Origin of the sequence: Gordonia cholesterolivorans (genome assembly GCF_039531975.1) — a bacterium.
GTDB lineage: Bacteria > Actinomycetota > Actinomycetes > Mycobacteriales > Mycobacteriaceae > Gordonia > Gordonia sihwensis.
The window spans coordinates 298222-318437 of the sequence record NZ_BAAARB010000003.1 but is presented as its reverse complement, the minus strand read 5'-3'; the positions used below and the strand labels follow the sequence as shown (position 1 = coordinate 318437).

The window sequence follows — 20216 nt, the reverse complement described above, 5'->3', positions numbered from 1 at the left end:
CTCCACGGATACCTCGGCGACGTCCCGCCCGCCGAGTTCGAGCACGCGTTCTATGCTGTCCAAGCCGACCGCGAACAGCTGGTCGGAATCAAATAGCGCGAGTCTCCATCAAACCCAGGGCGCTTCAGTTCGCCTTCGTTCCGAGGTTTGTCGAGTAGGCGTGTGAGCGTAGCGAGTGCGGCGTATCGAGACATGGTGTGTGCGGTTGGTTTCGTCTCGCTTCGCTCGCTCAACGAGCCTGGGGGGTCGCTCAACGAGCCTGAGAGGGGCGCTCGTCGTCGTTCCGAGGTTTGTCGAGTAGGCGTGTGAGCGTAGCGAGCGCGGCGTGTCGAGACATGGTGTGTGCGGGTTGGTTTCGACTCGCTTCGCTCGCTCAACCAGCCTGGGGGCCGCGCTCAACGAGCCTGGGGAGGGCTCGCTCAACCTGCCTGGGAAGGTTCGCTCAGACTCACCCGGGCCAGCGCGTGATGCGGCTGGCCGAACAGCTGAGCGTCGGCCTGGGCACGTTTGAAGAACATGCCGATGTCGTGTTCCCAGGTGATGCCGATGCCGCCGTGCAACTGGACGGCGGAGCCGGTGACCGACATGTAACCCTCCGAGCAGTAGACGTGAGCGGCGGCGGCGAGTTCGGCCGCGTCGTCGCGTCCCTGGACGAGGGCATCGATCGCCGCGGCGGACATCGACCGCATCGCCTCCACCTTCACGTACATGTCGGCCATCGCGTGCTTGAGCGCCTGGAACGAGGCGAGCGCCCGCCCGAACTGCTTGCGCGAGGTGGTGTGCTCCACCGTCAGTTCGAGGGCCCGGGCGGCGCCGCCAACCTGCTCGGCCGACAACATCGCCCAAGCGAGGGTGCGGATACGCTCGGCGACGTCCGGTGGCGACGCGAGGGTCGTAGACGACACCTCGTCGAAACTGACGCGAGCCAGCGGTCGCGTGGGATCGAGCAGCGGCAGCGGGGTGACGGTGACGCCCTCGGCATTCGCGTCCACCTCGTGCAGCGTCTGCGCAGCCCCGGCCTCGCCCGGCCGACCGGCCACCACCAGGAAGACATCGGCCGACTCGCCGTCGATCACGTACTCGGCGGTCCCACTGAGCAGGCCCGCCTCGGCGACCACACCGGGCGTCGACCACCCTGCGGCGTCGGCCCAGCACAGGGCGCCGATGCGTTCGCCCGAAGCCAGTCCAGGGAGCAGCCGGGCGGCCGCGTCGTCGTCGCCGGAGGCGAGGACGGCACCCGCGGCCAGAACCGCGGACGAGAACACAGGCACCGGAGCGAGAGCGGCGCCCACCTCCTCGACGGCCAAGGCGGTCTCGGTGAGGGCGGCGCCGGCACCGTCGTACTGCTCGGGGACGGCGAGGGCCGCGACTCCCACCTCGGTGCAGAGTGTCTCCCACACGGCGCGGTCCATGCGGCCCTGCGTGCGGATGGCGGAGCGGACCGAGGCGGAATCGGATCGGCGGTGCAGCACGTCGCGGATCGACTCGGCCAAGGCTGCGCGGTCTTCGGCGCTGATGCTCTCGTGAGTGCTCACAGGGTCTCCAGGATCAGGGCGCGGTGCTCGGCGGGAGTGCCCCACGCCGACACGAGCGCACGGGTCTTGGTCAGGTACAGCGAGAGATCGTGCTCGGCGGTGTATCCGATGGCGCCGAGCACCTGCAGACTCCGGCGTGAGGCGAGGTACGCCGCATCCGCCGCGGCGACCTTCGCAGCGGAGACGTCGCGCGCCACATCGGTGTCCGCCGGTGCGTTTCCATCGAGACCCACCGCTGCACCGTGGACCAGGGGCCGGGCCATCTCGATGGCGATGGCGACGTCGGCCAGGTGGTGTTTGACGGCCTGGTACGAGCCGATGGCGCGGTTGAACTGTTTGCGCGCCTTGGCGTATTCCGAAGCGATGTCGAGCATCGCACCGCCCAGCCCGATCAGCTGCGCGGCCGTCGCCAGCGCGCCGAGATGCGCGACCGCCCTCTCGTCCGCGGTCCCGAGCTCGGTTCCGGCCTCGACGTCGGCCACTGTCCGGGTCGGATCGACCGACGGGTGTTCGGCGACGACGGTCCCCGAAGAGAGGGCCCCGTCGCGCAGGACGTAGACGTCCGCGTCGACCGGCGCCGCGGCGCGACCGGCGGTGGTCGACGTCGCGATGGTGGCCGGACGGCCGTTCAGCAGCGCCGCCAGCGCATCGGACGCGCCCGCAGCCGCGAGCGCGCAGGGGACGGCGGCGAAGGTCTCGGCGACCGGGCCGGGCAGCGCGAACCGGCCGATCTGCTCTGCGGCGACCACCATCTCGGTGGCACCGGCACCCGAGCCGCCCAGATCGTCGTCGACGAGCAGACCGGTGATTCCGGCCTCGGCGAGCCGGCCGTAGACGGTGAGGGCGGGGGTGCGGTCGCCCTCCGACCATGCGCGTGCGACCGCTGCTCCGCCTGCCTTCTCGCCGATGGCGGCGACGGTGGACGCCAGGTCGGTGTGGATGTCGTTGAGGAGGAAGTCCATGGTCTATCGGTCTCCGCGGGGCAGGCCGAGGAGTCGCTCGGCGATCACGTTTCGCTGGATCTCGTTGGTGCCGGCGTAAATCGGTCCCGACAGCGAGAAGAGGTAGCCGTCCATCCAGGGGTCGGCGAGTTCGGCGTCGGCGCCCTGCAGGTCGAGTGCGGTCTCGTGGGCGGCGATGTCCCACTGCGACCAGAACACCTTGTTGATCGACGACTCCATGCCGAGCTGTCCGCCTGCCGCCAGCCGGCTGACCGTCTGATACGTCGACAGTTCGTAGGCGCGTGCACCGATCCAGGCGTCGGCGACGCCCTTGTCGGTGGCGGCGGTCGACGGTGCGTCGGCGCCGCGTTCCTTCCACAGTCTCACCAGACGATCGGTGGCAGCGAGGAATCGGCCCGGCGACCGCAACGACAGTCCGCGTTCGTTGGCCGCGGTGCTCATCGCGACCTTCCACCCGTTGTTCACCTGGCCGATGACGCCCGAGTGGGCTGGGTCGTCGGGGTCGTCGGGCACGAAGACGTTCTCCAGGAAGAGTTCGGCGAACCCCGCCTCACCGTCGAGCTGAGCGATCGGGCGCACGGTCACGCCCTCGCTGCGCAGGTCGAACATGAAGTACGTGATGTTCCTGTGCCGGCCCGATTTCGCCCCGCTCGCTTCGCTCCCGGCGGCGGGCGCCTCCGGGTCGGTGCGGAACAATCCGAACCCCCAGTCGGCGAAACTCGACCGGGAGCTCCAGGTCTTCTGCCCGTTCAGCAGCCAGCCGCCGTCGGTGCGGGTGGCGGTGGACCGCAGCGACGCGAGGTCGGACCCGGCCTCCGGCTCACTCCATGCCTGCCCCCAGATGTCGTCCGCACGAGCCATGCGCGGCATGATGCGGGCGAGCTGTTCCGGACTCGCGTGCTCGAAGAGGGTCGGGGCGAGCAGGAAGATGCCGTTCTGACTCACACGGCCAGGCGCCCCCGATCGGTAGTACTCCTCTTCGAAGATCAGCCAGTGCAGCAGCGGCTCGTCGCGTCCGCCGAATTCCTCGGGCCAACTGACCACCGACATCCGGTCGGCCGCCATCTCGGCCTCCCACGCGCGGTGCGCTTCGAAACCTTCGGCGGTGTCCATCGAAGGCAGCGGGTCGGCGGGCACGTGCTCGGCCAGCCAGGCGCGGACCTCGGCGCGGAACTTCTGGGCGGCGTCGTCGAACAGCAGGTCCATCAGGCCTCACCCTTCTGCGCGGCGTCGCGCATGCTGCGCGCGTCCATGCCGCCGAGCGAGTCCCCCGAATCGGCGTCGTTGGCCGCGTGTGCGAAGTGATGCCAGCCGAACACCGAGTCCATGGCATTGCGCATCCCCATCTGGTCTTCGCAGATGTTGACGGCCTTTTTGCTCAGGAACAGTCCCTGCATCGGCATCTCGGTCATCTGCGCGCAGAGCTCGTCGACCTTGGCGCTCAGACCCTCGCGCGGAACGACGTGGTTCACCATTCCCCAGTCCAGCGCCTGCGCCGCGGTGAAGCGCTGGCCGGTGAACAGGATCTCCTTGGCACGCCGCGCCCCGAGGACGTACGCGTGCGCGAAGTACTCGACGCCGGGAATGCCCATCCGGGCGACGGGGTCGGAGAAGAAGGCGTCGTCGGAGGCGACGATGAAGTCGGCCGACCACGCGAGCATCAGGCCTCCGGCGATGCACGCGCCGTGCACCTGAGCGATGACGGGCTTCGGGATCTCCCGCCAGCGGCGGCACATCCCCATGTACACCTCGATCTCGCGGGCCAGTCGCTGGTTGCTGTCGAGCGGCTCGCCGTCGCCGCGCGTGTGATCCCAGTGCAGCGTCGCCACATTGGGATAGAACGTGTCGAAGTCGCGTTCGGGGGTGCCGATGTCGTGGCCCGCGGAGAAGTGCTTTCCATTGGCGCGCAGCACGATCACCTTGATCTCGGTGTCGTCGACGGCTTTCCGGAACGCCGCGTCCAGCGAGTACGTCATCACCGAGTTCTGCGCGTTGCGGTAATCGGGACGGTTCAGCGTGACATAGGCGACGGCGCCGGCGGTCTCGTATGCGACGGGCGACGTGTCGGGGCCGAGGTCGTCGGGCCCCAACGGGGGAGGGATGACGGCGTTGCTCATACCTACAGACTCTAACCTAGCAAGTGCTTGGTTGGTAGGCCGGGCGCCGGCGCGGGCCGTCAGCGGGAGGCGAGAACCATCCCGATGGGCACGCTCACGATGAGGACCGTCAGGACCGCGAGGTAGGCGTACGCCGCCGGCGCCTTCGACCCCAGAAGGCGCAGGCCGGCCCGCCACGTGGCGGCCAGGACGACGAGCAGCAGGATCGACCCGACGTCGACCACGGCCGGTGTGTCGGTCAGCGAGCCGGCGATCACCAGGGCGTTCGCCGCGATCCACCCCGTCAGCTGTGATGCGTGGAAGCGCGCGCTCATCGGCTGCGGGGCACGTTGCTGTGCGATGCCGATCGCGATGAGGGCGACGCCGCAGACGAGCACCAGGTAGGCCGCCAGCCAACTGCCCTTCGCCAGATCGAGCGGGCGCGCCACGGCGGCCACCAAGCCGCCGGCGATGACGGCGGCCGACCCCGTCGCAGTGAAGAGGTCGATCTCCACGCTCAACCGGCTCACCGGCGGCCTCCCGCCAGGACCGCCAAGCAGTGGTCGCCGTCGACGAAGGCGTCCAGCCGCTCGAGGCGGAGGTCGGTGTGGTGCCTGCTGAGCACGCCCTGCACTATGCCCCGGTGCACCGAGCAGGTCAGGGCCGGCTGTCGTCGGGCGAGTTCGAGGAACGGGCAGCGGTTCAGGCGGATCCGGTCGCCCGCCGCTTCGGGCGCGAAACCGAGATCGTCGAGTACGGCGAGCAGATCTTCGACCGGTTCGTCGGAACCGGAGCTGCCGGCCGCCCCCCATTCGCGACCGGCGGCCACCGCACGCGCGGCCGCGTCCGGCGTGTCGGCCAGTGTTCGGAGCAACACCTCGGCCAGGATCCCGTAATTGCGAGGGCCGGACGGGTCCATCGCGGGGCGCGCCCGATAGAGGAGCCGAGGCCGCCCCGGCCCGTCGTGCTCGGCGGTGTCGACGACGATCAGCCCGTCCGCGGTGAGTGCGCGCAAATGAAAGCGGACGGTGGTCTGCGGAATGTCGGTCGCCTCCGCCACTTCGGCGACGGTCATCGGCGCGGCCGCCGCGCGGAGGGTGTCCAGGATCGTGGTGCGCACGGCGGTCAGTGGTCGGTGCCCTGCGGCGGGAGGGAGGCCACCAGCGGTGCGTCGGCCCCGGTGGGCCCGAGCTTCATCGCGCCGCCGGGTGAGCCCAGGGGTGCGTCGCGGCCGGGCAGGGTCTCGACGAAGAAATCCGCGTTGTCGGTGATGTACGGCGTCCATTCGTCGGGGACGTCGTCCTCGTAGAAGATGGCCTCCACCGGGCACACCGGCTCGCAGGCGCCGCAGTCGACGCATTCGTCGGGGTGGATGTAGAGGCTGCGGCCGCCTTCGTAGATGCAGTCGACGGGACATTCCTCCACGCACGCCCGGTCCATCACATCGACGCAGGGGAGCGCGATCACGTAGGCCATGTCGTCACCGCCCGGTGCCGAGCGGCTCGATCGTGAGCGTGGGCTCGCGGTGGGTGTGGACGGTGAGATAGCTCAGCCCATCGGGACCGGCGGTGAACGATCGCTCCGACCGCCGCGGCAACCAGAGCAGATCGCCCGCGGACACCGCCACATCGCCGGTCTCGGTGCCGACGGTGCCCGACCCCGCGACCACGTGGATCAGGACGTCCACCTCCGCTCCCCGGTGCGTGTCGATACCGCCGCCCGGGGCCAGCCGGATCAGGTTGGAATCGAGCCCGCGGCCGTCGAAGTCGAGCTTCCACGCCACGCCGGCGGCGTCGACCGGTCCGTCGGTGAGCTCGGCGGTGTTGCCGAGCAGGCGGGGCGGCGGGGCCGCGGTTGTCTTGCTGATGCGGATGCGGTAGTCGCGCTTCTCGCGCACCAGATAGTCCCAGCCGTATCCGCCGGGCAGTCGTTCGTCGAACTCGTCGTGCAGATGCCGCGGATCGTGGTCGTTGATCAGGATGATCGCCTCGCCGACGTCGAGTGAGTCGAAGATGCCGAAGATCTTGGGGTGGCGCTGGGGCTTGGGGATCTCGCGGACATCCAGGGTGACGTCGGGCATGACCAGTCCTCCTAATAAAAACAATGAAGTCTTGTAAAAAATCTAGCGCGATTCGTGACGTGGGGCAACGCGTGTGTTCAGCGGCGGACGGCGGCGCTCACCTCGTCGGCGGCCGCACGCGTCGCGGCACCGAGCCCTGCGACCTCGTCCGCGGGCATCGTCGAATCGGGGCAGGAGACGATCGCGCCGATCGCGGTTCCGTCGGCGTCGAAGATGGGGGCGCCGACGCTCACCGCGCCCACCTCGCCGGTCAATTCCGCGGGCAGGTAATCGATCGCCGACAGTTCCGACACGAGTTCCGACATCCGCGATCGCAACTGGGCGGGCATTTCGTCGAGATTGCCCAGGGTGTCGATGATGGCGCGGTGGTGTCCGGTGATCCGCTCGATCGAATAGCCCCGATCGCGGATCGCGTCGAGGACGGCGGCGAGGCGGGCGCGCTGGTCCGCGGACGCCTCGGCCAGCCAGTCGGTGCGCTCGGGCTCGTCCGACCATGCGATGAACTCGCGGCACAGCGGCGGTCGGAGGTGGACGCGGCGCAACGGCGGCACCCAGGAATCGGGAGCGGTCTGCGGGACGACCTGATCGGCCACGGTCACCAGATCGCCGGTGCGGCGCGCGAGGAACGCCGGCACTCCGGTCTCTTCGACGAGGGTCTGCATCGCGGGGATCGCGCTCGCCGCCACCAGGTCCAGACGTGCGGCGCGCCGGGACACGGTGAGGAACTCGGGGCCGAGTGAGAAGGAGTTGTCCCGCCGCCTGGACAGCCAGCCGAGTTCGCACAGCTGAGTGGCGATCGCGTGTGCGGTCCCGCGGGGGATGCCGGTCACTCGCACGACCTCTGCGAGCGTGAGGGAATCGCCCGCGCGCTCGACGAGGAGCGACATCACGTCCACCACACGGCGCGTCGGCGGGGACGATTGACGCTCGGGGCGTCCGTCACCTACCGTTGCTGTCATATTGCCAACACTAAGTGTCGAATATTCGACAAGTCAAGGAAAGTGGCGTCGATGATCACATCGCCCGACGGGACCCGTCCGGCCGCCCCGGCCGGAACCGGCCGACGGTACGAGCTGACGACTCTCGAGGAACTGGAGGCCGAGTCCGTCCACATCTTCCGCGAAGTGGGCGCCACTTTCGAGCGCCCCGCCATGCTCTTCTCCGGGGGCAAGGACTCGGTGGTGATGTTCCATCTGGCGCGCAAGGCGTTCTGGCCGGCGCCGGTCCCCTTTCCGCTCATGCACGTCGACACCGGACACAACTTCGATGAAGTGATCGAGTACCGCGACCGGGTGGTCGAGCAGACCGGGGTGTCGCTGATCGTCAGCAGCGTGCAGGACGACATCGACGCCGGCCGGGTGGTCGAGCAGACCGGGCCGGGCACGTCGCGCAATCGGCTGCAGACAGCGGCGCTGCTGAGGGGGATCGCGGAGCATCGGTTCGACGCGGTGTTCGGCGGTGCGCGACGTGACGAGGAGAAGGCACGCGCCAAGGAACGGTTCTTCAGTTTCCGCGACTCGTTCGGAGCATGGGACCCGCGCAACCAGCGGCCCGAACTGTGGAACCTGTACAACGGCCACTGCGCGCGGGGTGAGCACATCCGGGTGTTCCCGTTGAGCAACTGGACCGAGCTCGACATCTGGAACTACATCGCCCAGGAGGGCATCGAACTCCCGTCGATCTACTACGCGCACGAGCGTGAGGTGGTGCCCCGCGACGGCATGCTCCTGGCGAAGACGCGCTTCCTGGAGACCTATCCGGGTGAGACCGCACACGTCGAGCGCGTTCGTTTCCGCACGGTCGGCGATGCCACCTGCACCGGTTGTGTCCGAAGCGAGGCTGACACCCCGGAGAAGGTGATCGCCGAAGTCGCCGCCACTCGGGTCACCGAGCGGGGCGCCACGCGAGCCGACGACCGGATCTCCGAAGCCGGCATGGAAGACCGCAAGAAAGAGGGCTACTTCTGATGCGCACCGACAACCGTGCGGCCGGCCCGGCCGACACCGAGGTGATCGCTCCGGCGGAACTGCTCAGGATCGCCACCGCGGGCAGCGTGGACGACGGTAAGTCGACTCTGATCGGCCGGCTCCTCTACGACTCGAAGTCGATCCTCACCGACCAGCTCGAAGCGATCGAGCGCACCAGCGCCCAGCGCGGAGACGAGTACGCCGATCTGGCGCTGCTCACCGACGGGCTGCGCGCCGAGCGCGAGCAGGGGATCACCATCGACGTGGCGTACCGCTACTTCGCGACGCAGAACCGGAAGTTCATCATCGCGGATTCGCCGGGACACGTGCAGTACACCCGCAACATGGTCACCGGCGCGTCCACCGCCGACCTCGCGATCATCCTGATCGACGCTCGCAAGGGCGTGCTCGAGCAGACTCGCCGCCATGCCTTCCTATCGTCGCTCCTGGGGATCCCGCACTTGACGGTCTGCGTCAACAAGATGGATCTCGTCGACTACTCGCAGGAGCGGTTCGAGGAGATCTGCGACGAAGTGGTCGCGTTCGCGGCCAAGCTCAACGTCGGCGACATGAGCTTCATCCCGATCTCGGCTCTGCGCGGTGACAATGTCGTCGACCGGTCCGAGGCGATGCCCTGGTACACCGGCCGACCGCTGCTCAGCCATCTGGAGAACGTGTACATCGCCTCCGACCGCAATCTGCGCGACGCGCGGTTCCCGGTGCAGTATGTGATCCGACCGCAGCGCAGCGACGGCCTCGACCACCGCGCCTTCGCCGGCACCGTCGCCGGAGGGACGTTCGCGGTGGGCGACAAGGTCGTCGCGCTGCCCGGCGGATTCGGGACCACGGTGAAGCAGATCTGGGGACCCGGCGGCGTCGAACTCCAGGAGGCGTTCGCCTCCCAGGCGGTCTCGATCGCGTTGGACGACGAGATCGACATCGTGCGCGGCGACATGCTGGTGCGGCCCAACAATCGCCCGCACGTGGGACGTGAACTGGACGCGATGGTCTGCTGGTTCTCCGAGAGCACCGCTCTCGCTCCAGGCAACACCTACGTGATGCTCTGCGGAACCCGGGAGACGCGCGTGCGCGTGCAGGGACTCAACTACCGGCTCGACGTCAACACTCTTCATCGGGACGAGGACGCGACGGCCCTCACGCTCAACGAGATCGGCCGGCTGTCGTTGCACGCGCAGCATCCGGTGATGTTCGACGAGTACCGCCGCAACCGCGCCACCGGCAGTTTCATTCTGATCGACGAGACCACCAACGCGACAGTGGCCGCGGGCATGATCAGCGCACCGCTCGCGCACGACAGCCACGTGGTGTGGCAGTCGAGCAAGGTGACGCGCGCAGGACGGTCGCATCGCGGCGCGACCGTATGGCTCACCGGCCTCTCGGGGTCCGGTAAATCGACCATCGCCACCGAGTTGGAGCGGCGGATCGTCGCCGAAGGCAGGCCCGCCTACCTGCTCGACGGCGACAATCTGCGTCACGGGCTCAACGGCGACCTCGGCTTCAGCGACGACGACCGGCGCGAGAACATCCGCCGGACCGCGGAGGTCGCGTCGCTGTTCGCCGATTCCGGAGCGATCGCGTTGGTGTCGCTGATCAGCCCGTTCGCCGCAGAGCGGCAGCGGGCCAGGGAGATTCACGAAGCGGCTGATCTGCCGTTCTATGAGATCTTCGTCGACACTCCGCTCGACGACTGCGAGGCACGTGACCCGAAAGGCCTCTACGCGAAAGCCCGGGCCGGCGAGATCACCCAGTTCACCGGCATCGACTCTCCGTACGAAGTGCCCGAGAGCCCGGACCTGGTGGTGCGCCCGGGCGATGGGTCACCGAAGCAGATCGCCGACCGGATCATGCGCGACTTGGGGCTGTAGCCAGCTGTTCGTCGGCTGAAAGGCTACGCGAATCGGTCATCCGGGTCGTCGTCGGCGGGGACGGCGCCGATATCGGCGAACTGGGCCAGTGCGGCGCGCATGTCGGCGCCGGTCACGGTCATCAGATCCGATTCGGTCAGCATCGCGAGCTCGGCGGTCCGGGCGAGCCGCAGCTCGCGTTCCTCCTCTGCGGCTTCGACGACGTTGCGCACGAAACGGGCGTTGCCCGCGGTATCCGATGCGCGGCGGCCCTCATGGATCAGGCCGTAGAGGTCGGCGAACTCTGTTTCGAGCATCGCCGTCGCCTCCGCCGACAGCCGGGCGTCCCGGTGCTGAGCGATCGATTCGGCGATCCGGATCAGCTCACCGGGTGTGTACGAGGTGAATCGGATCCGGCGGGCGAAGCGGGACGCCAGACCCTCGTTCGCGGACAGGAGTCGGTCGATGTCGTCGTCGTAGCCTGCGATGATCACGACCAGGCGGTCCCGGTCGTTCTCCATGCGAGCGAGCAGCGTGTCGACGGCTTCGCGGCCGAAGGCGTCGCCGCCGGAGAGACCCTCCTGAACGAGGGTGTACGCCTCGTCGATGAACAGCACGCCGTCGAGGGCGGAGTCCACTACCGCTGACGTCTTCGGTGCCGTGGCGCCCAAGTGCTGTCCGACGAGGTCCTTTCGACTGACTTCGACGACCGTGTCCGTCGACAGCAGACCGAGCGCACGGTACAGCCGCGCGACCAGACGCGCGATCGTGGTCTTACCGGTCCCCGGCGGTCCGGTGAAGGCGAGGTGCAGACTGCGCGACTGTGTGCGCAGTCCCTTCTCCGATCGCAACTGCGCGAGGGTGACCGCCGCGCGCAGCCGCTCGACCTGTTCTTTGACCGGCGCCAGCCCGATCTGAGCGGCGAGTTCCTCGGACACCTCCCGCAACGCGAGTTCGTCGACGCCGCGCCCCCGTTCGGCGCGAGGGCCGCCGGCGGGCTCGACCGCGCGATCGACCGTCAGCTGCAGCGACGGATCGGCGAGCGCGCGGGCGGCGTCGGTGAGCCGTGAGTCCAGGGCGTAGGCCTCTTCGAACGCAGACCGGGCAGCGGACTCGTCGCCCTGTGCGCGCAGGGCCAGCCCCATCGTGAAGAGGGCCTGCGGCCGGCAATTGGTGAGCGCCGAGTCCCCGGCGCTCGACAGTCTGCGCAGCCCCTCCTCGAACAGGCCCAACTGCACACAGGCCGTTCCGATCATGAAGTCGGCTGCGGCGCAGAGATACTCGTCGTTCCACGTGCTTGAGACGGAGAGTGTCCGCAGGACATCGCGCCAACGGCGCTTGCGTAGCTCGACAATGCCGCGGCAGAAGTCGGCGGTCGAGTCGGCGTGCTCGATCTCGGCCAGTACGTCCTCGGCGCCGGCCACGTCTCCGCCGGCCAGCAGGGACGCCGCATATGCCGCGGCGGCGTCCGCCGGTCCGGTGATCGGCAGGTCGATGAACATCCCGCTCGGCAGATGCCCGGCCAGCACACCGGTCGGAAGTCCCAAGCGGCGTTGCTCGGCGCCGATCGAATCGCGCGCTCGGTACAGCCCCAGCAGCACCGGACCCGATCGATCGCCGACGGCGACCCGTCCCAGCCAGGCGTCGCCGAGTGCGCCGTCGAGCTCGGTGGCGCGGGTGAAGGCCGCCTCGGCTCGTTTCGGATCGGGCGGCCCGCCGCCGGTCAGGAATCCGGCAGCCGTGAGCCCGGCGATGAAGTACTCGCGGGCAGGCGACTTGCCGTCTGCCGCTCCGCGCGTGGATAGAGCGCGCGTGTAGAGAATCTGCCCCTCGGCCATGTGGTCCCCCCGAACCTGGTGTGCGCAAACTGTATCCATACCCTCCGACAAGCGGGGCCGGACCGCGCGAACTCCCAGCAGAGGGCACCCGCGCGCCGCATCCCGGTGGTGCTCGCGCACCCCGGCCGGAGGCGTGGCCGTCCACCCACGTGACCTCGCATAGAATGGTCGCCGTGAGCGCCCAGGTCGATACCGTTTCCCACGCCGCCGATACCCCCGATCAGCCGCAGCCCTATGCCGAGCTCGGTCTCAAGGACGACGAATACGCCCGGATCCGGGAGATCCTCGGCCGCCGTCCCACCGACGCCGAACTCGCCATGTACTCGGTGATGTGGTCTGAACACTGCAGCTACAAGTCGTCGAAGGTGCACCTGCGCTACTTCGGCGAGACGACCACCGAGGAGATGCGGGCGGGAATGCTCGCCGGCATCGGCGAGAACGCGGGCGTGGTCGACGTCGGCGACGGATGGGCCGTCACGTTCAAGGTCGAGTCGCACAACCACCCGAGCTACGTCGAGCCCTACCAGGGCGCGGCGACCGGCGTCGGTGGCATCGTCCGCGACATCATGGCGATGGGCGCGCGGCCGATCGCGGTCATGGACCAGCTCCGATTCGGTGCGGCCGATGCGCCCGACACCCGGCGCGTGGTCGACGGCGTGGTCCGCGGCATCGGCGGCTACGGCAACTCCCTCGGTCTGCCCAACATCGGCGGCGAGACGGTGTTCGACCCCAGCTACCAGGGCAACCCGCTGGTGAACGCGCTGTGCGCCGGCGTGCTGCGCGTGGAGGACCTGCATCTGGCATTCGCATCGGGCACGGGCAACAAGATCATCCTGTTCGGCGCCCGCACCGGACTCGACGGTATCGGCGGCGTCTCGGTCCTGGCGTCGGAGACCTTCGACGACGACGGCGGCAACGGCCCGAGCCGCAAGAAGCTGCCGAGCGTGCAGGTCGGCGACCCGTTCACCGAGAAGGTGCTGATCGAGTGCTGCCTGGACCTGTACAAGGCAGGTCTCGTCGTCGGCATCCAGGACCTGGGCGGTGCCGGACTCTCCTGTGCCACCAGCGAATTGGCAGCCGCAGGCGACGGCGGCATGCACATCGAGCTCGAGAAGGTGCCGATGCGAGCCGAGGGCATGACCCCGGCGGAGGTGCTCTCGTCGGAGTCGCAGGAGCGCATGTGCGCGGTCGTGACCCCGGAGAACGTCGACGCCTTCATGGAGGTGTGCCGCAAATGGGACGTCCTCGCCACGGTGATCGGCGAGGTCACCGACGGCGAGCACCTGGAGGTGACGTGGCACGGTGAGACCGTGGTCGACGTGCCGCCGCGCACCGTCGCCCACGAGGGACCGGTGTACGAACGACCCGTCGCACGCCCCGACTGGCAGGACGACGTGGTCGCCTCGACCACCGAGGGTCTGGCGCGCCCGCAGACCTCCGACGAACTGCGCGCCACGTTCCTCAAGTTGCTCGCGAGCCCGGCGCTGTGCAGCCGAAAGTTCATCACCGAGCAGTACGACCGCTACGTGCGCGGCAACACCGTCCTGGCCGAGCACGCGGACTCGGGCATGATCCGGATCGACGAGGAGACCGGTCGCGGCATCGCGATCGCCACCGACACGTCGGGTCGCTACACCTATCTCGATCCCTACGCCGGCGCCCAGCTGGCACTGGCCGAGGCCTACCGCAACGTGGTGGTCTCCGGTGCGGGCCCGCGCGCCGTCACGAACTGTCTCAACTTCGGTTCTCCCGAGGACCCCGCCGTGATGTGGCAGTTCAGCCAGGCCGTTCGCGGTCTCGCCGACGGCTGTGCGCAGCTCGGCATCCCGGTGACCGGAGGCAACGTCAGCTTCTACAACCAGACCGGTTCCACCGCGATCCTCCCGACACCGGTCGTCGGCGTGCTCGGTGTGATCGACGACGTCCGCCGGCGCATCCCGACCGACATCGGCACCGAGCCGGGCGAGACGTTGATCCTGCTCGGCGACACCCGTGACGAGTTCGACGGCTCGATCTGGGCACAGGTGGAGCACGATCATCTCGGCGGCGTGCCGCCGAAGGTCGACCTCGAACGCGAGCGTCTGCTCGGCGAGATCCTGGTCGCCGCATCGCGTGACGGCCTCGTCTCCGCAGCGCACGACGTCTCCGAGGGCGGTCTGATCCAGACCGTCGCCGAAGCCGCACTGGCGGGCGAGACCGGCTGCCGCATTCTGCTGCCCGAGGGCGCCGACCCGTTCGTGACGCTGTTCTCGGAATCGGCGGGGCGCGTCCTGGTGGCCGTGCCGCGCACCGAGGAGTCGAGGTTCTGCGCGATGCTCGACGCCCGGCAGATGCCGTGGACGCGCATCGGCGTCGTGGATCAGGGCAGCGACGCGCTGGAGGTCCAGGATCACTTCGAGGTCAAGCTCGACGAACTGCGCGAGGTGCATGAGGGAACGCTGCCCCGGTTGTTCGGGTAGCCGTTGGGTCACGATGAGCGACTGACGAAGGCGGCGCCGCGGAGAACTCCGCGCGCCGCCGTTCGTCATTCGTCGATGTGGTTCGGATCGGCGGTGACCCGGACGATGCGGGTACTGCGCATCGACGCGCCGGGGCTGGCGATCGGGACCGTCTTCTACATCTGGTCGCTGACGCCCTCGCTGCTTCCTCGGCTCTGGACGTTTCAGGGTCTCATCGGCGGCATCGCCGCGGCGACCGGCTACGCGGTCGGCTCGCTGCTGGCCTTCGCGATCGGGCGGCTGGTTCTCTCACGCGTCGCCTGGTGGCCGCCGCCGGCCCGCGTTCGTCGCGTTTTGCGCATCGGCGTCCCCATCCTGTGTGCGGTGGCCTCGACGGTCGCTCTGTACTACGGAGTGCGGTCACAGGCCCAGCTCGCCGACCTGATGGGAACCGACCCTCCGTCGTACCTCGGCTATCTGCGGGCGATGGCGTTGAGCCTGGTGATCGCGGTCGCGATCGTCGCGGTGTTCCGGGTGCTTCGGGACGTCGGCCGGTGGCTGGCGCGCACAATCAACCGGATCTTCCGCATCCCGCGGCGGGTGGCGGGGGTGATCTCGCTCATCGTGATGCTGGTCGTGACGTACACGCTGATCGACGGCGTCGCGCTGCGCGGCAGTTACGTGGCGATGAACGCCGTCTTCAGCGCCACCAACGACACCACGCGCGACGGCGCGGTGCAGCCCGCCCTGGCCGAGAAGTCGGGGAGCCCTCAGTCCGCGGCACGGTGGGAGACCCTCGGATTCGAGGGCCGGAACTTCGTCTCCGGAGGCATTCGAGCGGCCGAACTGGCGAAGTACAACGGCAAGCCCGCGAAGGAGCCGATCCGCGTCTACGCCGGTCTGGAGTCGGCGGACGGCCCGGACGCGCAGATGAAGCTGGTAGTCGACGAATTGGAGCGGACCGGCGCCTTCGATCGTCAGACGCTCGTGATCATTCCGACCACCGGCACCGGCTGGGTCAATCCGACCGCCGCGCAGACTTTCGAACTCGTCGCGAACGGCGACTGCGCGTTGGTCGCGGCACAGTACTCGTACCTGCCGAGCTGGGTCTCGTTCCTCGCCGACCGCGAGAAAGCCGCGGAGGCCGGACGCCGCCTGGTGACGGCGGTGCACGACAGGTGGCTGACCAAGCCGCCCGGTCACCGGCCGAAACTGTTCGTCTACGGCGAGAGCCTCGGCACGCAGGCGGGTGAGGGGGCGTTCGACGACCTGAATGCGATCCGCTCGACGGTCGACGGTGTGCTGTGGGTCGGGCCGCCCGACTCGAATCCGTTGTGGCGCGCGCTCGTCGACCGTCGTGACCCGGGCACCCCGGAGGCGGAGCCGACTTACGCGAACGGGCTGGTGGTCCGCTTCGCCAACGACGCGGCGGCCATCGGCCGCAATCCGGATCCCTGGCTCGCGCCGCGGGTGCTGTACATCCAGCACCCGTCCGATCCCGTGGTCTGGTGGTCGCCCGAGTTGCTCTACCAGAAGCCGGACTGGCTTTCCGAGCCCGCCGACGGCGACCGCACTCCCGCGATGCGGTGGTACCCGATTGTCACGTTCTGGCAGGTCAGCGCGGACCTGGGCAATGCGGCCGGAGTACCCGACGGACACGGACACAATTACGGCACCGTCATCCTCGACGGTTGGATCGCAGTGACCCAGCCCGCGGGCTGGACCGATGCGGACACCGCGCGGGTGCGGTCCGCGCTGCTCGATCTGCGAGGCCACGACGGTCCGGAGAAGTGAAGGCGGACAGGCGAGTCGGGCGATTACGGCAGTAGGTCGTTCGGTCGACACGGTTGTGTTGTGGTCGTACCGCCGGGCTGCTGCAGTTGTTCTTGGGCGGGTTCGGCATCGGACGCTGGTACATCGGCACCCACGGCGTCGCCGCGGGACAACTCGTGCTGTGGTTCGTGGCGCTTGTGACGTCCTTCTTCGTTATCGGAGTGGTGCTCTTCGTCGGTCTCGGAATCTGGGTGTTGGTCGACGCGATCATGATCTTCACCGGGTCCGTTCGCGACGGCGACGGGCGAGTGCTCCGATAGCGGAAGCCCCATTTCGGCGCGCAGCCGCCGTTCCTTCCGCGGTCAGTCGCCGGCCATCCGCGCCATCGCGGCGTCCAACGCCCGCTCGGCCTCTTCCCGCGGCGTCCCGCCACCCACGGCGAGCGAGATCAGCGCGCCTCGGGCGACGAGATCGTGCGCGCCGGTCAGGTGCCCGGCGATCGACAACATCGCGAGGCCGTGCACGGTGCTCCAGGCGACGCCGGATCGGATGAGAAGTGCGGCGTCGTCGGTCTCCGGGGTCGCGACCCGCCGGATCGTCTCGGCCATCACCCCGAATGCCGCGCGGCCCATCGGGGAGTCGGTCGGATTCCCGTGCTGCAGCAGCGCCTTCCGTTGCGAGGCCGCCCACTCGGGCGAGGAGTACTGGAACATCAGGGTGTAGAGCAGCGGATGGTCGGTGGCGAACTGCAAATAGGCCAGACCTTGGCACATGAGGTCGGTCAGCGGTTCGTCGGTGCGGCCGGCGGCCGAGAGCGCATCGCCGAACTCCGCGAATCCGCGCTCGCAGACCTCGGCGGCGACGGCCCCGATGCTGCCGAACCGCGAGTACACGGCCATCGTCGAGGTGCCTGCCTCCTGGGCGAGTCTGCGCACGGTCAAGGCCTCGACACCCTGCTCTGTCACCAGTCGGTAGGCGGCCGCGGACAGAGTCTCGCGCACGGGATCGGGACGTGCCTCTTCACTATTGCTCATAACAGCGTTATTATCGCGGTATAACAATGTTATAGTCAACCTGGAGGTGACGGGAATGACCACGAACCGATTTCTCGACGGCGAGTACGCACCGGTGCGCGCCGAGTTGACCGAGCACGCGCTCCCGGTGACGGGAACGCTGCCGGACTGGCTCGACGGCCGGTACCTGCGCAACGGTCCCAACCCGATCGCGGACGTCGACCCCGACACGTACAACTGGTTCACCGGTGACGGAATGGTGCACGGCGTCCGGCTCAGCGGCGGCGACGCTCTCTGGTACCGGAACCGCTGGGTCGATTCGCCCGCCACCGAACGCAGACTGAACAGGCCCGCACCCGACTCGGCCGGCCGGGCCTTTCTGCACGGCCTCGGCGCGAACACCAACGTGATCGGGTTTCAGGGGCACACCCTGGCGCTCGTGGAGGCGGGGCTGCCGTGCGCGGAACTGTCCGAAGAACTCGACACTCTCGGTGTCTGGGACTTCGACGGCACGGTCCGCAGCGGCTACACCGCGCACCCGCTCGAAGATCCGGCGACCGGAGAGCTGCATTCGGTCAGCTATCACTTCGGGCTCGGGAACAAGGTCCGATACTCGGTGATCGGGGTCGACGGTCGCGAACGCCGCCGCGTCGACATCACCGTCGGCGGCAGCCCGATGATGCACGCGTTCTCGTTGACCGAGTCGACGGTGGTGATCTACGACCTTCCGGTGACCTTCGACGTGGAGACGGCGGCCTCGTCCGCCGTTCCGCGCAGGCTCCGGCCGATCGCCGAACTCGCGATGTCGGCAGTCGTGGGGCGAGTGCCGATGCCCCACCTGCTGTCGGAGCGTCTGCCGCGGAATCGGGCAGGGTCTCTGCCGTACAGCTGGGACCCCGACTACCGACCTCGGGTAGGGCTGATGCCGCGCGAGGGCGGCGACGCCGACGTCGTCTGGATCGACGTCGACCCGTGCTTCGTGTATCACCCCATGAACGCGCACGAGGAGAACGGTGCCGTGGTGATCGACCTCGCGGTGCACGACCGCACCTTCGATCGGGACCGCACCGGGCCCATCGACGGCGGGCACCGCATGGAGCGGTGGACCCTCGACCCGCTGCGCCGGACCTGCCGTCGGGAGCAGCTGTGGGACGCCGCCGTCGAGTTCCCCCGAGTGGACGACCGCTTCGTGGGCCGGGCCCACGACTGCGGGTGGGTCGTCGGAGACGAGGGCGGCGGGCTCTTCGGTTCGCTGTTGGCCCGGATGGGCGGCAGGCTCGGCGAGCCCGTCGTGCGCAGGTTCGGCGACGGCGTGTTCGCCGGCGAATTCACCTTCGTGCCCCGGAGTTCCGACGCCGCACAGGGCGACGGTGCCGTCATCGGACTGGTGACCGACATGGCGAACGAATCGACACGGCTCGCCGTCCTCGACGCGCAGACACTCGAGGACATCGCGTACGTGGACCTGCCGCAACGCGTGCCCGCGGGCTTCCACGGGAACTGGCTGCCCACCGCGTCTTCCTGAACGGGGTCCGCGCGGCCGGGCCGCCGCCTACCCTGGCGCGCATGGCATTGCGAGTCGTGGAATGGTCGACCGGAACCGTGGGCAGGCACGCGATCGCCGGCATCGACGCGCATCCGGACCTGGAACTGGTAGGTGTGTGGGTGTCGGACCCGGCCAAGGTCGGAGTGGACGCCGGGCGGCTGGCCGGTCTCGATCGCGACCTCGGAGTCGTCGCGACCTCGGATCGTGACGCGCTGCTGGCGCTGCGTCCCGATGCGATCGTCCATACGGCGATGACCGACGATCGGGTGGCCGAGGCGATCGCCGACCTCACCGCCTTCGTGGCCGCCGGAATCAACGTCGTCTCCTCCGGGCCGGTGATCCTGCAGTACCCGTACGGTGTCCTGCCCGATGCGATGGTGCAGTCGGTGGTCGACGCCGCCCGGACCGGCGGCGCGAGCCTGCACGTCAACGGCATCGATCCCGGATTCGCGAACGACGTCCTGCCGCTGTCACTCACCAGTCTGTCGCAGGAGATCGACGAAGTCCGATGCCTGGAGATCGCCGACTACTCCACGTACCGGCAGCCGGTGGTGATGGGGGAGTTGTTCGGCTTCGGCAAGCCGATGAACGATCAGCCGATGCTGTTGACGCCCAGAGTGCTGTCCCTCGGCTGGGGCAGCGTGGTCCGGCAGATCGCCGCGGGCCTGGGACTGACGCTCGACGAGCCGCTCGTCGAACGCCATGAGCGGATCGCCGCCGACCGAGACTACGAGACGGTGTCGGTGCCGATTCCGGCGGGCACGATGGCCGCCCTGCACTTCGAGGTGATCGGTCAGGTGGACGGCGTCGACCGAGTCGTCCTCGAGCACTACACGCGCACGCATCCCGAACAGTGTCCGGACTGGCCGCGTCCGGCCGACGGCGACGGCTGCTACCGCATCGTGGTGAGCGGCGAGCCGGAGATGAGGGTGGAAGTCGCGCATCACGCGCGCCACGGCGACCACAACGTCTCCGGCATGATCGTGACCGCCATGCGGTTGGTGAACTCGGTACCCGCCGTGGTGGCCGCCGAGCCGGGGCTCGTCACGGCGCTCGACATGCCGCTGGTGACCGGACGAGGGCTGGTGAGCCGGGGCTGAGCG

18 protein-coding genes are annotated in these 20216 nt (G+C 68.9%); 7 read left to right on the top strand and 11 right to left on the bottom strand.

Translation table 11 applies throughout. The features are described from left to right. Nucleotides 1-419: 419 nt before the first annotated feature. The 9 genes from ABFX36_RS04760 to ABFX36_RS04720 form a co-directional block, all read right to left on the bottom strand. Nucleotides 420-1535: an acyl-CoA dehydrogenase family protein gene (locus tag ABFX36_RS04760; protein WP_045540927.1), complete on the bottom strand. Its 1116-nt coding sequence runs from the start codon at nt 1533-1535 to the stop codon at nt 420-422. After that, nucleotides 1532-2497 carry an acyl-CoA dehydrogenase family protein gene (locus ABFX36_RS04755; protein WP_346075153.1) on the bottom strand — a complete coding sequence of 322 codons (966 nt, stop codon included), beginning with the start codon at nt 2495-2497 and terminating at the stop codon, nt 1532-1534. The genes ABFX36_RS04760 and ABFX36_RS04755 overlap by 4 nt, the downstream gene beginning before the upstream one ends. A 3-nt stretch (nt 2498-2500) precedes the next feature. Next, nucleotides 2501-3703: an acyl-CoA dehydrogenase family protein gene (locus ABFX36_RS04750; protein ID WP_006895764.1), complete on the bottom strand. Its 1203-nt coding sequence runs from the start codon at nt 3701-3703 to the stop codon at nt 2501-2503. After that, the gene (locus ABFX36_RS04745; protein WP_006895760.1) at nt 3703-4614 is read right to left on the bottom strand and encodes an enoyl-CoA hydratase; all 912 of its coding nucleotides are present in this window, start codon (nt 4612-4614) and stop codon (nt 3703-3705) included. The genes ABFX36_RS04750 and ABFX36_RS04745 overlap by 1 nt, the downstream gene beginning before the upstream one ends. Nucleotides 4615-4673: 59 nt before the next feature. Beyond that, nucleotides 4674-5123, bottom strand: a complete 450-nt coding sequence (locus tag ABFX36_RS04740; RefSeq protein WP_006895758.1) for a hypothetical protein — start codon at nt 5121-5123, stop codon at nt 4674-4676. Beyond that, nucleotides 5120-5713 (bottom strand): helix-turn-helix transcriptional regulator, encoded by a 594-nt coding sequence (locus ABFX36_RS04735; protein ID WP_006895756.1) that lies wholly within the window; start codon nt 5711-5713, stop codon nt 5120-5122. Before ABFX36_RS04735 ends, ABFX36_RS04740 begins: the two co-directional genes overlap by 4 nt. Nucleotides 5714-5718: 5 nt before the next feature. Continuing rightward, nucleotides 5719-6069: a ferredoxin gene (gene fdxA, locus ABFX36_RS04730; protein WP_006895755.1), complete on the bottom strand. Its 351-nt coding sequence runs from the start codon at nt 6067-6069 to the stop codon at nt 5719-5721. 4 nt (nt 6070-6073) lie between these two features. Beyond that, nucleotides 6074-6673, bottom strand: coding sequence for a DUF2249 domain-containing protein (locus ABFX36_RS04725; protein WP_006895753.1), 600 nt, complete (start codon nt 6671-6673; stop codon nt 6074-6076). Nucleotides 6674-6750: 77 nt separating this feature from the next. Continuing rightward, nucleotides 6751-7632 carry an IclR family transcriptional regulator gene (locus ABFX36_RS04720; RefSeq protein WP_045539912.1) on the bottom strand — a complete coding sequence of 294 codons (882 nt, stop codon included), beginning with the start codon at nt 7630-7632 and terminating at the stop codon, nt 6751-6753. Between the two features lie 51 nt (nt 7633-7683). On the opposite strand from ABFX36_RS04720, the gene cysD reads away from it, so the two are divergent. Together cysD and cysC are read left to right on the top strand one after the other, a co-directional pair. Then, nucleotides 7684-8640 (top strand): sulfate adenylyltransferase subunit CysD, encoded by a 957-nt coding sequence (cysD, locus tag ABFX36_RS04715; RefSeq protein ID WP_006895750.1) that lies wholly within the window; start codon nt 7684-7686, stop codon nt 8638-8640. Next, the gene (gene cysC / locus ABFX36_RS04710; protein ID WP_045539911.1) at nt 8640-10526 is read left to right on the top strand and encodes an adenylyl-sulfate kinase; all 1887 of its coding nucleotides are present in this window, start codon (nt 8640-8642) and stop codon (nt 10524-10526) included. The genes cysD and cysC overlap by 1 nt, the downstream gene beginning before the upstream one ends. Nucleotides 10527-10549: 23 nt before the next feature. On the opposite strand, the gene eccA is transcribed toward cysC, so the two are convergent. Continuing rightward, nucleotides 10550-12343 (bottom strand): type VII secretion AAA-ATPase EccA, encoded by a 1794-nt coding sequence (gene eccA / locus ABFX36_RS04705; RefSeq protein WP_346075146.1) that lies wholly within the window; start codon nt 12341-12343, stop codon nt 10550-10552. Between the two features lie 164 nt (nt 12344-12507). Here eccA and purL point away from each other — a divergent pair, with 164 nt between their 5' ends. The 3 genes from purL to ABFX36_RS04690 all read left to right on the top strand — a co-directional run bounded on the left by purL (nt 12508) and on the right by ABFX36_RS04690 (nt 16874). Next, nucleotides 12508-14802 (top strand): phosphoribosylformylglycinamidine synthase subunit PurL, encoded by a 2295-nt coding sequence (purL, locus tag ABFX36_RS04700; protein WP_045539527.1) that lies wholly within the window; start codon nt 12508-12510, stop codon nt 14800-14802. 75 nt (nt 14803-14877) lie between these two features. Beyond that, a complete protein-coding gene (locus tag ABFX36_RS04695; RefSeq protein ID WP_346075144.1) occupies nt 14878-16575 on the top strand; it encodes an alpha/beta hydrolase in 1698 nt (565 codons plus the stop codon). Between the two features lie 53 nt (nt 16576-16628). Then, on the top strand, nt 16629-16874 hold the full coding sequence (locus ABFX36_RS04690) for a TM2 domain-containing protein (protein ID WP_346075142.1): 246 nt from the start codon (nt 16629-16631) through the stop codon (nt 16872-16874). A gap of 42 nt (nt 16875-16916) precedes the next feature. On the opposite strand, the gene ABFX36_RS04685 is transcribed toward ABFX36_RS04690, so the two are convergent. Then, nucleotides 16917-17588, bottom strand: a complete 672-nt coding sequence (locus tag ABFX36_RS04685) for a TetR/AcrR family transcriptional regulator (protein ID WP_346075140.1) — start codon at nt 17586-17588, stop codon at nt 16917-16919. Between the two features lie 55 nt (nt 17589-17643). Between ABFX36_RS04685 and ABFX36_RS04680 the strand changes: the two genes are divergently transcribed. Then, nucleotides 17644-19092 (top strand): carotenoid oxygenase family protein, encoded by a 1449-nt coding sequence (locus ABFX36_RS04680; protein ID WP_006895743.1) that lies wholly within the window; start codon nt 17644-17646, stop codon nt 19090-19092. A 41-nt stretch (nt 19093-19133) separates the two neighbouring features. After that, the gene (locus ABFX36_RS04675; RefSeq protein ID WP_346075138.1) at nt 19134-20213 is read left to right on the top strand and encodes an NAD(P)H-dependent amine dehydrogenase family protein; all 1080 of its coding nucleotides are present in this window, start codon (nt 19134-19136) and stop codon (nt 20211-20213) included. Nucleotides 20214-20216 lie beyond the last annotated feature (3 nt).

Bases quoted from the DNA above. Each gene is read 5' to 3' on its own strand.
- ABFX36_RS04755 (WP_346075153.1), bottom strand. From the start codon at position 2,497: ATGGACTTCCTCCTCAACGACATCCACACCGACCTGGCGTCCACCGTC.
- ABFX36_RS04750 (WP_006895764.1), bottom strand. From the start codon at position 3,703: ATGGACCTGCTGTTCGACGACGCCGCCCAGAAGTTCCGCGCCGAGGTC.
- ABFX36_RS04745 (WP_006895760.1), bottom strand. From the start codon at position 4,614: ATGAGCAACGCCGTCATCCCTCCCCCGTTGGGGCCCGACGACCTCGGC.
- fdxA (WP_006895755.1), bottom strand. From the start codon at position 6,069: ATGGCCTACGTGATCGCGCTCCCCTGCGTCGATGTGATGGACCGGGCG.
- ABFX36_RS04725 (WP_006895753.1), bottom strand. From the start codon at position 6,673: ATGCCCGACGTCACCCTGGATGTCCGCGAGATCCCCAAGCCCCAGCGC.
- ABFX36_RS04720 (WP_045539912.1), bottom strand. From the start codon at position 7,632: ATGACAGCAACGGTAGGTGACGGACGCCCCGAGCGTCAATCGTCCCCG.
- cysD (WP_006895750.1), top strand. From the start codon at position 7,684: ATGATCACATCGCCCGACGGGACCCGTCCGGCCGCCCCGGCCGGAACC.
- cysC (WP_045539911.1), top strand. From the start codon at position 8,640: ATGCGCACCGACAACCGTGCGGCCGGCCCGGCCGACACCGAGGTGATC.
- eccA (WP_346075146.1), bottom strand. From the start codon at position 12,343: ATGGCCGAGGGGCAGATTCTCTACACGCGCGCTCTATCCACGCGCGGA.
- purL (WP_045539527.1), top strand. From the start codon at position 12,508: ATGGTCGCCGTGAGCGCCCAGGTCGATACCGTTTCCCACGCCGCCGAT.
- ABFX36_RS04695 (WP_346075144.1), top strand. From the start codon at position 14,878: ATGTGGTTCGGATCGGCGGTGACCCGGACGATGCGGGTACTGCGCATC.
- ABFX36_RS04685 (WP_346075140.1), bottom strand. From the start codon at position 17,588: ATGAGCAATAGTGAAGAGGCACGTCCCGATCCCGTGCGCGAGACTCTG.
- ABFX36_RS04680 (WP_006895743.1), top strand. From the start codon at position 17,644: ATGACCACGAACCGATTTCTCGACGGCGAGTACGCACCGGTGCGCGCC.
- ABFX36_RS04675 (WP_346075138.1), top strand. From the start codon at position 19,134: ATGGCATTGCGAGTCGTGGAATGGTCGACCGGAACCGTGGGCAGGCAC.